This window comes from Candidatus Methanoperedens sp., assembly GCA_012026795.1.
Taxonomy (GTDB): domain Archaea; phylum Halobacteriota; class Methanosarcinia; order Methanosarcinales; family Methanoperedenaceae; genus Methanoperedens.
In genome coordinates this window covers 39130-50911 of record VEPM01000030.1, presented here as the reverse complement: position 1 = coordinate 50911, position 11782 = coordinate 39130, and the positions used below count along the sequence as shown (strand labels likewise).

The window sequence follows — 11782 nt, the reverse complement described above, 5'->3', positions numbered from 1 at the left end:
TTGTCTCGTGGGCTCGGAGTTGTGTATTAGATACAGGGGAGAGGATTTTAAACAGGTGCATGAGATTGCAGGAATAGAAGTATTGAGGTGAAGATCTTTCTTATTAATTTTGGAGGTAAAGCCACCAATCTCACTCAGCACCGTAATAAACAATGTTATTCGATAATATATATCTATATATACAGATAAATTACGATTATGATAATAATCAAAATGGAGACACACTACAGATCAAGGAACGACAGTTTAATTTTTGAACAATTTTTTGCAGGATATTTCACATCCCGTATTTATATATTAATGCCGTTATGGCCACAATAAAAATTAATATAATTATATAAGATAGGCGGTTACCCTCTATTGTGAAGCCAAAAAACCCGTTATCGCCGCTTTCAGGTTCATCCGGCAGTCCTACGGCATTTGAAAAACGTTCTTCTATCCCTTTATCCCCTGTAATAATATAGGCAAAAGCGCTTAAGATCAGGAATATAACCACAATCGCCACGAATAAAATGATCCCTTTCTTATTACTTTGAGGCTGCTCCAACAGTATTCACCTCCGGGACCATATCGGGCCTGACCTTCTTAATATATGATACCACATACCCGGTAATAAAGGACTCTATTATTGCAACACCCATGTTTACAGCAGCAATGAGCGATAGTCCATAGAGAGTAGTTGTGATATCCTGGTTAACACCCTGTATTCCCGATATGAGAATTATCAATATCATTGCAATGTTCCCAAAAAGAAGTCCGATAAGCGTTCCAATTCCGGCTCTTGAGAACGTATCGAGATTCAGCTTTCCAAGGGCCTTATATACAGCATATGAAACCATAACCTCAGTCATATTGACGAGTATGTTTGCGCCTATCAGGCCCCATCCGCCATGACCTATTGCAGCCGATAATATGTTTACGATGAAAACAATAATGCTGCCAATAGCCGGCCCTGCAAGTATGCCTATAAGCGGTGTCAAGTTCATGTGTACACCCCCAAACAAAGGTATGCTGACCTGGAATATCGCAAAAGAAGCGGCAGTTAACATCGCTGCCAGCGTTATTGATTTATTGTCAATTTTCCTGATTTTCTTCAACCAATACAGGCATAAACTTATGACTATGATGGCCAGAATCCACCATATTATTATCCATTGAATTGAAAATGTCCCGTCCGGGAGATGTACATGCGCCATGCGTTACCTCTTTGCTATCAATATAATAATATCAATTGTGCTAACCATTGATATAAATGTTTGGCTATACCCCAAACCTTGCTACAAAGCAGCCCGGCAATGTTCTTTGCGACTTTGCGTATCCTGCTTGATGTGAGAGGGATTTATCTTTGCCTTATCATCCGGGAAATGTTTTTGATCAATTCTTCAGAAGTCAGGGGGTAATTATCCATAACAATACCCATTTCTTTTCTTATTCCCTCATAGATCTGGACAACCCTGGGCTGCCGTAACCCTGACATTTCCAGGAGCTCCCTATCATAAAATATAGAAGAAGGTTTCCCTTCTGCTATAATTGAACCATCTTTTACGATGCAAACACGATTTGATATCCTCGCTGCCATGTCAAGATCATGTGTCGCTATAACGATACTGATACCATGGTTATTTCTTAAGTTAAGAATGATATTCTCTACTATTTCAGCGTGTAATGAATCAAGATCAGATGTAGGCTCATCCATTGCTATTACCCTGGGCTTCATGGCAAGAACACCCGCAATGCAAACCAGCCTTTTTTGGCCACCGCTAAGATAGCCCGGCATTTTATCAGATAGCTTTTCGGCGCCGACTGCTTTTAATGCGTCCATAGCTTCCGTTCTTGCCTGTTCAATACCAACGCCCATGTTTATGGGGCCAAACATCACATCATCTAATACCGTTGGCGCAAAAAGCTGGTCATCCGACCTCTGGAACACAACCCCGACATCTTTCCATATGTCTACGAGACTCAAATCCAGCTTTCTTCCCATAACTGTGACATTGCCGCTGCTGGGGCGCAGCAATCCGTTCAAATGCTCAATGAGCGTTGACTTGCCGGATCCGTTAGGGCCGCATAAAGCCACGATCTCTTTTTCAAGCACCCTGAAACACATTTCATGAATACCATGGCTTCCATCAGGGTAAATGTGGTTTACACAATCAACGTGAATGAGTTCTTTCGCACCAGGTGGACAGGCATTACAGGCATGTTTTATTTCAATTTGTTTCGAGATTGTCATTCAGATCGCTCTTTAAAATGGTAATTTAACGAAGTATATTAGATAAATCATCAATATCGTCACCACAAACATAGTAAAGTATTCACCCATGCTAATTACAGGTATCCCTGTAGCAGCAACATATCTCCCGTTGAAACCTCTCGCTTCCATGGCCTTATTGATCCTTTCAGCCCTATCGTATGACCGTATCATTGTCAGGGCGAATACTTCGGCAAACATCTTGCTCTGCCTGCGCATACTTTTTAGAAGGCCACCACCTCTTGACCTGAGGGCTTTGATCATGGATTCGAGCATTTTTAAAGTCGTAAAGATAAACCTGTATGACATAAGAAATACCTGATCGATCGGATAAGGGAAAACCCGGTAAATCATGGCCGAGAAATAATTGTACCTGGTGGTCATAAGAAAAAATAAAGAGTATGTCATAGATGCCATTGATTTAAACAGTAGCGTAAGCATCAATAGCAGTCCGTTGTCCGTGAGAGTAAGCGAAAAGTAAGGAATCCCCAGGGAAAATATTGGATTCCCAGGTTCGTTCCACATTAATATGAGCGCCAATGACAGAACAAATATAAAGGGCATCATATACCACTGGAACAATTTTTTGATTGGCAGACCCGATAAACCATATAATGAAAAAACGACCAGGTAAAGGCACACTGCCAGTATGAGGCTTTTATCTATTGATACGAAGATTATGATAAGCAAAAGAATTAATGCCTTTGTCCAGGGGCTTATCCTGGAGAAAAATGAAGTGCCTTTTTCACTGTAAAAAGTGATAAGGTCAAGGTCTGGTATATGGGGTGAAAGTTCGCTCATCTGATACCCCATTAATTATCAGGAGGGCAGCAGCAGCATGTATCATGCTTGATCCTGCCGCATATACCCATGTTGGGATGTCCCAGGGAACTGCATATCTTATCGACGATATCCTTTGACATGAGCCCTTCGAGCTTTAAAGCCTCCTCACAGGCTTCCTGTGCCGTCAGCCCATAATGTGAAAGCATTAATTCTATAATCCTGTGCCGCCTGACCAGGAATTCAGCGAATTCCCTGCCCCTTGCTGTTAATTGTACTCCCCTGTACGGGATATGTTCGATAAGGTTAGTCGGCGACATCTCCTGAATGGTCTTGGTTATAGTTGAAGGATCAAGGTTAAAATGCTGCGAAATATCAGTCGTATGTACAATACCCCCCTTCTCCAGTATGTACTTCAAATACTCGCTTTTCTTCGGGCTTAATTCAAGACCATCAATGCATCTCATAGGATGAGATACGCTTATGTAAGATAAATAATTTTGGGCATCCCCCAAACTTAAATTTTTTTGAAACGAGACATTTAAAGTCATAGCAAGCGTCCTTATAAACAGGTATTTATACCCGGGCAAAAGAGAAATTTAAGACAGGGACGATTAAATGAACCTAAAAAAACCAGGATTTTCCACACGCGCCATTCATTCCGGAGAAAAACATGAAGACACGGGGTCAGTCACAACCCCGATCTACCAGACAGCGCCATTTAAATTCAAGAACGCAGCCCACGCAGCAGACCTGATGGGCGGGCGTGAAAAAGGATATGTGTATTCACGCGGCCTGAACCCAACGACTGAAGTGCTTGAGAAGAAAATGACAGACCTTGAGTGCGGAGAGGCTGCGCTTGCGCAAACAACAGGCATGGCGGCAATTTCCACGGCCGTCTTCACATCTGTCAAAGGGGGTGATCATGTGATAGCCGATGAAGTGATATACGGAAGCACATACGACCTGTTCGCTGGACTTAAAGATTATGGCGTTGATGTTACTTTTACCGATACATCATATCCGCGAAATGTAAAAGAAGCTTTTCGCACGAATACTAAACTTGTATTCTTTGAATCCCCGGCCAATCCCACGATGAAGCTTACAGATATCAAAGCCGTAAGCGATATTGCCCATGAAAAAGGCGCAGCTGTGATGGTTGATAATACATTCCTGACTCCTTATCTCCAGAAGCCGCTTATGCTTGGCGCAGATGTGGTTGTGCATAGCGCCACAAAATACCTGAACGGGCATGGCGACACGCTTGGCGGGATAATTGTGGGTTCTTCGGATTACATAAAATCAGCAAGGCATACGGCAAAGAACTTTGGCGGCTCCATCACCCCGTTCTCTTCATGGCTCATCATCCGGGGAATAAAGACGCTGCCTATCCGCATGGACAGGCATAACCAGAATGCAACGGCAGTTGCAAAATTCCTGCAGGGACATGACCTGGTTAAAAGCGTAATTTATCCGGGACTCCCTGAGCATCCGCAGTACGAGCTCGGAAGAAAACAGGCAAGCGGAGCTGGCGGCATGATGGCATTTCTACTGGAAGATGCAAAAGATGTGCCTCTTTTTCTTGATTCCCTCAAGCTTTGCGCGCTGGCGGTGAGCCTTGGTGAGACTGCAACGCTCATCCAGCATCCTGCCACGATGACCCATGCAGTTGTTCCGCGGCAGGACAGGATAAGATACGGGATCTCGGATGAACTTATTCGTCTTTCAGTTGGCCTTGAAGATGTAAGTGATATTATCCATGATCTGGAACAGGCGCTTGGGGCTATTCAATAGGAAGCGCTGAATTAAATTAATTTGATCAATCATTTATTAATCCAGATTTAACTTATCTTTGAATTCCTTTATCCATTCAGGATGATAACATCCTTTGAATTCAAATCCAAGCGCTTTTAGTTCATTATCCCGGGCATCTGACCCAAATACTTTATATGATTCGGCTGGTGCAGGTAAAACACCAAGCACCGATGCCTTAGATACAAGAGCATCCAGGTCTTCATCATTGAGCAAACCTTCCCAGTTCAATGATATCGGGGTAACCCACAGAAATTTAGAGCCATCGTCTCTTTCAGCTGCCGAGACGACGAAACCTATTACCGGTTCTTTTATTATTGTTGTCCCAATATTCGATAAATTCTCTTTGTGTTCCGGTTCATTAGTCGTCCGCTCAGGTTTCCCTCGTATCATGCTTTTCTTTGTTTGGGTCATAATTATCTTCTTCTTTTATTACGGACTGATGTTTGGTTATTATTAATTCCAGAGGATTTAATGATTGGCAGGCATCAGAGAGATGTGTTTATGGAAATGGCAAAAATGCCTGTATATAATAATCATGATTATCATACAATAAATACATTTCTACCTATAAATGAGCATTGAAAACTTTACATCGTAGGTCAAGGGTAGAGAACGCCAGCCCTTTTGAAGGGCTGGGTGAATCGTACCCTTGAAATACTTTCACATTACTCACATAAATAATATATGTATCTGAATTGAAACCGGCAAAAAGCATGAGAAAAGCGTTTCAATAATGATGCTCTTGCAGAACGTAAACGACAAGCAGAACTTAACAGATTAAGAAAAGAATTTGATGTTTGCTCTTGGGGAAAACCGGAATGGATAAGCTGTTATGAACAACAAAAAGCAACGGCAGCCAATAAAAAATCACATCAAAAAGAAGTATTTTCTCAGGTACTACAAAATGTTCTCAAAAGAGTAGATAGAAGTTTCAAGAATTTCTTTAATGGCTTTGGTTATCCGAGATTTCAAGGAAGGGACAGGTACAATTCTTTCACATATCCACAGTCCGGTTTTGGAATTAAAGACGGAAAACTCATTCTTTCAAAAATCGGTTCTATCAGAATAATCCAGCATCGGGAAATAGAGGGCAAGATAAAAACCTGTACGATCAAAAAAGACGTTGATCAGTGGTATGTCACTTTTTCCATAGAAATGGATGATCCTGTACCTGTTGAAATCAAAACCAAAACAGGAATAGATGTTGGTCTATCGTCTTTGATAACAATGAGCAACGGAGAACAGATTAAACCGCCTGAATTCCTGAGAGCATCGGAAAAGAAATTAACAAGGGAACAGATAAGGCTTTCAAGAAAAAAGAAACTGAGCAATAACAGGATAAGACAGAAAACCATTGTAGCCAGAACACACAGGACGATAAGAAACCAGAGAAAAGATTTCGCTCATAAAATATCAAGAATGCTTGCAGATACCTACAATCACATCGTATTTGAGGGCTTGCAGATTAAAAACATGACGCAGAATCATCATCTTGCCAAGTCTATATCCGATGCTGGCTGGTATCAGTTGATCCAGTTCACAAATTACAAAGCAGCATACGCTGGTAATGTTGTTGAACTGGTCAATCCCAGAAATACTTCTCAGAATTGCAGCGGATGCCATAGTCCAGTTCCCAAAGACCTGAAAGTTCGGATACACTCATGTCCTTTTTGTGGTCTTATTCTGGATCGGGATCATAACGCTGCAATCAATATATTGAAAAGATCAAGTACCGCAGGAACTGCGGGAATTAACGCTTGTCTGAGTGGACTTAATAGAGCCATGATGACGCAAGACGCCCCATGCCTTTAGGCTGGAGTAGTTCACAACGCAAGCATTTATTAAACATCACCATTATCAAAGGTTGACGTATGGTGATCTCTCTGGGAGATGTCCGAAAAGAGGAGGAAAAATGCGACCAGTCCATGTATTCCTTTTTCTTTTAGTGGCTCTAAGCGGATGCGTGAACAAGAGCAACAATCAATATACCTTGCATAAAGACATTACTGTAACAATTTTCTGGATCGGAGAAAATGCAACTGATGAAAATAATTATATCCAGAACAGCCAGAGTGCATGGGATAGTAATTGGAAAGATCATTTTGGTGGAATAGACGATCCTTATGATAGAAACGATTTCTATCCAGGCAAGTTTATTCCAAAGGAAAATCCTTTTTATTTTGCGTTACCTTATAATGATTTTGACATAAATGGAAGTAACAAATCGAAAGAATCTTTTTGCGAACCGATTTGCAAAAATAAATGGATAAAGATAAATAAAGAAGATAAAAGTGCTTATGCGCAATGGGAGGATGTAGGTCCATTTGAAATAGATGATATTGACTATGTTTTTGGCGATAGTAAGCCAAAAAACGATATAAATGATAATGCCGGATTGGATGTTTCACCTGCGGTCCGGGATTATTTGGGATTGGAGAATATTGATAAGGTAGACTGGCAATTTATCGAATCCGGAGATGTGCCAGATGGCCCATGGACAGAAATAATTACCCGGTCTCAGATTTCCTGGAATTGATAAACAACATTAAAATATTAAAATAAAAATAATATGAGTAGATTTATGAGAAAAATGAGAATATTAGTTGGAATTACGATTTGTTTAATAGCTTTAACCATGATAGGGGCAGCAGAAAGACCAACAGTAATAATAACCTTTGATGATGGGTGGTTGTCTGTTTATACTAAGGCATATCCAATAATGCAAGCTAACGGTCAAAAGGGTGTAGACTTTGTCATTATTGACCCGATATTAGGAGGATGGTCAGACTTTACTCAAAGATCCCAGTTAAACATACTATATGCGGCAGGCTGGGATATATCAAGCCACACATACTCGCACATAGCCCTCACAACAGCGAATAATACAACATTAAATTATGAGTTGAATGCAAGCAGGGACTGGTTGAATGCAAATGGATATCCAAGAGGTGCGATGTTTTTGGCATATCCGTATGGAGACCATAACTCTAATGTAATAACAGCGTTAAAAGCCAATGGGTATGTTGCGGCAAGAACAATTGACCCTTCAACTTCAAACAATACGCACTATAATTTGAGTAGTCCGGATTTATATACCCTTAAAAGTTATGAAGTTATAGGTGGACAGGACAATGATGCTACAATTATAAATCAAATCAATAATACAATTGCGACCAATGGATTATTAATATTAGCTTTCCACAAAATAGTAGATAATCTTTCTGCAAATGCTACAAATGCAGAAACAGAATTCACGACATCAGATTTTCAGAAGGTCAGCAATTATCTAAAGAGTAAAAATGTTGATGTACGTACACTATCGGATTATTTTGGGGTAAAGCCAATAATCACTAATCCTCCGGTTGCTACCAGTGTTCCGGCAGCACCAAAAAGTTCTAGGTCCGACTATATTATTGAAAGAGTATATTACATACCCCCTGGAGCACAACCAACAGAGGTTGCCACGCCAAAACCTGCTGAGACACCGGATTTTAATACCCAAATTAGCAGTGGCGGCTGGGTAGCAGTACATGATCAGGAGAATGTTACGAAAGAACCGGAAAAAAGTATTTTTGAGAAAATTGTAGAATTTCTCAGTAGATTCAGTAGTTTCTATGCTTGACGAAGGTATAATTTCCAAATAACAAGAATACGATAGCAAGATATAAGTATAATGATGATCATACAACCTATTAAGGGCAGGTTGAATAACTTTTTTCCATAACACTCCCACACAATCAACCTGTCCATGATATTTCAGGAATAAGGATTTATATACTTTAAACACAGAAAATGTATACCATGGCAATGTCTAAAAAGATTATGGAAAGAAAAGAACGTGATCGCAAGGAAAAAATAATGGAACTTGAAAAATTGGCAGCATCCGGCAGCGGTGAAGCCAAGAAGAAACTTGCCAAAGAAAAAAGGAAATTAAAATAATCTTATATCAAAATATCCGGCGGAGCGCCGCACAATTTTACAAGCGCTTCAGCCTCGATAAAGTGGAGGCTGGCAGGAATCAAGAGTGTATGCAGCGGACTTCCGAAATCATATTCTTTTATTTTTTCAAGATAATCCGAATGAACTGTGGGCGATGGGGAACCGGCGCGTGCAATACCAATTGCAAGAGCATTTACAAGCACACCTTCACCCCGTCTTTCTTCCATTTCCAGAAGAAGGGAAACAGCTTTTCTAATATCCATAAAGCCTTTTTCGCGGTCAATATCAAGAAAAACAATAGTATGCAGATCATTTTTCCGGTTCATTTTTATTGTATCATACGGAGCTTCGGATATGATCGTCTTTTCATTCCTGGTATAAGGGAACGGGATTGTGGTGGATTTCCCGAACCTGTAATTTTGAAGCCCGCTTAATCCCGAAACAGCCGAATAGATCGATGGAGCATGGATGATCGCAGATTCGATGCCCATATCTTTTGCACGTAAGCGAAGATCAATATGCGTGGTCGCAACCATAGCATCGCCCCCGCTCAGGAATACCACATTTTCATTGATTGCCCGTGATAGCCAGACAGGTTCCAGCTCAACTTCCTCCCGTGAAAGTATGATCAATTTCTTTCCATAGAATTTTTCAATTTTTTCTATGGAAGTACCGATAAGATTGGATGTATAAAATTCAGCATAGATTGCATCAGCGTTTTTTACAGATTCCAATCCTTTTACTGTTATATCTTTTTCATCATAAAGCCCAAGTCCGATAAATGTAAGCATAATTCTATTATATAGAATCTATCATTTGTAAGTCTTACCATAGAAAACTATAAAAATTAAGTATGCTTTATTAAAGCGATGGAAATAGGTCAAAATCTAAACGGTATAGGTCTCACAATAGGAAGCATCCTGGGATATATTGCCATCCTGGCTGGAATCATAATGACTATTTTGCTGCTTGAAACAGTTTTTCTGGCGAAATAATTTAAACGATATTCCTCGTGAAACCAGAAATGATGGAATCCCTGTGTATCAGGGTACCAAAAACCGAAGGTGAATTGTCAAGGAAGAAATTAATCGAGCTTTGTCTCCTTGATAATAACTTAAAAATTAAACCAGATGGACGATACTTATTAATTCCGGTTTTAAAGCCTGTCGAGGGATTGGGGGTATCGGGAAAAGATATATTTGAAATTGCACAGTATGAAAATCCCTTAACTCAAGTTCCTGGCGCTTATGAGTTAATAGGGAATATTGCTATTATTGACCAGCATGAAAAAAATGCGCCGGAAATTGCAAAAGTCCTTTTGCATCATAAGAATATAAAAACAATATTCCAGGCAACAAGTGCGGTTTGTGGAGAATACCGGACACGCGAGCTTTTATTTATCGCAGGCGAGCAAAAAACTGAGACCATATACAGGGAAAACGGATGCAGATACCTTCTTGATGTTACACAGGTGTACTTTACGCCGCGATTGTCAACTGAAAGGATAAGGATAAGAGACCAGGTAAAAAATGGCGATAAAGTTGTTGATATGTTCGCAGGTATCGGGCCTTTTAGCATCCCTATTGCAAAAAAATTTCCCGACGCGCAGGTGATATCTGTTGATAAGAATCCTGTGGCAATTAAATACCTCAGGGAAAATATCCGGCTCAATAAGATTAAGAATATCGAGATAAGGGAAGGCGATGCAAGGGAAGAAGCCAAAGGAATTTCGGATGCGGATCACGTTATTATGAACCTTCCGCACAGCGGATTAGAGTTCATTGATAGCGCTTTTGGGGTAATTAAAAAAGGCGGGATAATACATTTTTATGCAATTTCACACAAAGATGATTTATTTGAAGGCCTGATCAATGAGATTGAAGCTTATGCGAGGAAATCAGGTCTTCGGGTATGTCCCATTGACCGCAGAATCGTAAGACCTTATGCGCCATACCAGTATAATGTTTGCATTGATTTTAAGGTAATTTCATAATCTATGAAGCATGAAATCATTGTGCGATAAATCTTCTCCACAATATCAGGGTCAAGATCATGCTCAACTGCAATGCCCCTCACTTTTGATATTACTTCTTCCACACGTGAGGGAGCTTTCACATCCTGCGCCGTTTTCTTGAATTTTGCAGCCTGCGCCACGTAGCGGCTTCTTTGCGATATCAGTTCAACTATTTCCCGGTCGATCCTGTTAATGTTTTCACGTACTTCTTCGATGCTTTTACATTCTGACAAACTCATTTCTCCTTTGTGCATAAATAAACAGCAATAAGACCTTCCGAATATTGTTTCTCATGTATTGTAAAGCCAGCCCGCAGAAGCAGTGCTTCCATGATCCAGCCAAGTGTTGAATATTCATCCCTGATCCCGGTTTCCAGATCATTTGCAATCTGCATCCCTCCGGCTTTCCTGATTATTTCAATTAGATTATTAAAAAAAGCCTCATGGGTATTTTCATCAAAAGAGTAAACAGTATCTTTCAAGAAAAATTTCCCGCCGTTTTTTAGAATTCCAAAAACACGTTTCAGGGCTATCAATTTCCAGAAATCAGGAAGATGGTGGAGCGCCAGTTGTGAAACGACTGCATCGGCTGGCGCTCCTGAATGTTCATAAGTCAGAAATCCTGCATTTAGAAGTTCAATATTTTTTATTCCATTCATATCAGCCTTTTTTTGAGCAAATTCAAGCATCCGGGGAGAAACATCTACAGCAAATACTTTTTTGCAGTGCTTTGCAGCATCAATTGCAAAATTTCCCGTACCTGTACCGAATTCAATAAGAGTCTGGTCATTAGTGAGATTAAGAGCCTTGATAATTTCTTCATTCTCTTTTTTTATGTCTCTCAACTTTCCCATTTGCGAATCATATATCTCAACCTGGGCAGGATCATTGTAGTCAGTACCTACCTGCTTCATTTCATTGTATTGCCAGCCTGGATATGATTTCATATTTCCTTCTTAAAACCGGTTAAATCCTTTTTATTTA

General features: G+C 40.2%; 13 protein-coding genes and 1 pseudogene. 5 read left to right on the top strand and 9 right to left on the bottom strand.

The annotated features are described in order from the left end of the window. Positions 1-277: 277 nt before the first annotated feature. From FIB07_14190 to FIB07_14170, 5 genes are all read right to left on the bottom strand, one after another. Positions 278-547, bottom strand: coding sequence for a hypothetical protein (locus tag FIB07_14190; GenBank protein ID NJD54004.1), 270 nt, complete (start codon positions 545-547; stop codon positions 278-280). Then, positions 528-1196: a cobalamin biosynthesis protein CobM gene (locus FIB07_14185; protein NJD54003.1), complete on the bottom strand. Its 669-nt coding sequence runs from the start codon at positions 1194-1196 to the stop codon at positions 528-530. The genes FIB07_14190 and FIB07_14185 overlap by 20 nt, the downstream gene beginning before the upstream one ends. Positions 1197-1339: 143 nt before the next feature. Next, on the bottom strand, positions 1340-2233 hold the full coding sequence (locus FIB07_14180) for an ATP-binding cassette domain-containing protein (GenBank protein ID NJD54002.1): 894 nt from the start codon (positions 2231-2233) through the stop codon (positions 1340-1342). Between the two features lie 12 nt (positions 2234-2245). Then, complete coding sequence (gene cbiQ / locus FIB07_14175) at positions 2246-3052, bottom strand: cobalt ECF transporter T component CbiQ (GenBank protein NJD54001.1); 807 nt, start codon at positions 3050-3052, stop codon at positions 2246-2248. Between the two features lie 11 nt (positions 3053-3063). Beyond that, positions 3064-3498, bottom strand: coding sequence for a metal-dependent transcriptional regulator (locus tag FIB07_14170; GenBank protein ID NJD54000.1), 435 nt, complete (start codon positions 3496-3498; stop codon positions 3064-3066). 151 nt (positions 3499-3649) lie between these two features. On the opposite strand from FIB07_14170, the gene FIB07_14165 reads away from it, so the two are divergent. Next, positions 3650-4825, top strand: a complete 1176-nt coding sequence (locus tag FIB07_14165; GenBank protein NJD53999.1) for a PLP-dependent transferase — start codon at positions 3650-3652, stop codon at positions 4823-4825. Between the two features lie 36 nt (positions 4826-4861). Here the strand turns inward: FIB07_14165 and FIB07_14160 are convergent, their stop codons facing one another. Next, a complete protein-coding gene (locus tag FIB07_14160) occupies positions 4862-5257 on the bottom strand; it encodes a hypothetical protein (protein NJD53998.1) in 396 nt (131 codons plus the stop codon). Between the two features lie 744 nt (positions 5258-6001). Here FIB07_14160 and FIB07_14155 point away from each other — a divergent pair. From FIB07_14155 to FIB07_14145, 3 genes and pseudogenes are all read left to right on the top strand, one after another. Then, positions 6002-6658 (top strand): IS200/IS605 family element transposase accessory protein TnpB, encoded by a 657-nt coding sequence (locus FIB07_14155; protein ID NJD53997.1) that lies wholly within the window; start codon positions 6002-6004, stop codon positions 6656-6658. Positions 6659-6824: 166 nt separating this feature from the next. After that, positions 6825-7382, top strand: a pseudogene (locus tag FIB07_14150) (hypothetical protein). 33 nt (positions 7383-7415) lie between these two features. Then, on the top strand, positions 7416-8468 hold the full coding sequence (locus tag FIB07_14145; GenBank protein ID NJD53996.1) for a hypothetical protein: 1053 nt from the start codon (positions 7416-7418) through the stop codon (positions 8466-8468). A 319-nt stretch (positions 8469-8787) separates the two neighbouring features. Here FIB07_14145 and FIB07_14140 read toward each other — a convergent pair whose 3' ends face one another. Beyond that, positions 8788-9576 carry a diphthine synthase gene (locus tag FIB07_14140; protein ID NJD53995.1) on the bottom strand — a complete coding sequence of 263 codons (789 nt, stop codon included), beginning with the start codon at positions 9574-9576 and terminating at the stop codon, positions 8788-8790. 236 nt (positions 9577-9812) lie between these two features. Here FIB07_14140 and FIB07_14135 point away from each other — a divergent pair, with 236 nt between their 5' ends. Continuing rightward, positions 9813-10778, top strand: coding sequence for a class I SAM-dependent methyltransferase family protein (locus tag FIB07_14135; GenBank protein NJD53994.1), 966 nt, complete (start codon positions 9813-9815; stop codon positions 10776-10778). On the opposite strand, the gene FIB07_14130 is transcribed toward FIB07_14135, so the two are convergent. Beyond that, positions 10727-11038 carry a chorismate mutase gene (locus tag FIB07_14130; GenBank protein NJD53993.1) on the bottom strand — a complete coding sequence of 104 codons (312 nt, stop codon included), beginning with the start codon at positions 11036-11038 and terminating at the stop codon, positions 10727-10729. The two genes, FIB07_14135 and FIB07_14130, sit on opposite strands and share 52 nt — an antisense overlap. Then, positions 11035-11745 (bottom strand): class I SAM-dependent methyltransferase, encoded by a 711-nt coding sequence (locus FIB07_14125; GenBank protein ID NJD53992.1) that lies wholly within the window; start codon positions 11743-11745, stop codon positions 11035-11037. The genes FIB07_14130 and FIB07_14125 overlap by 4 nt, the downstream gene beginning before the upstream one ends. Between the last annotated feature and the right edge of the window lie 37 nt (positions 11746-11782).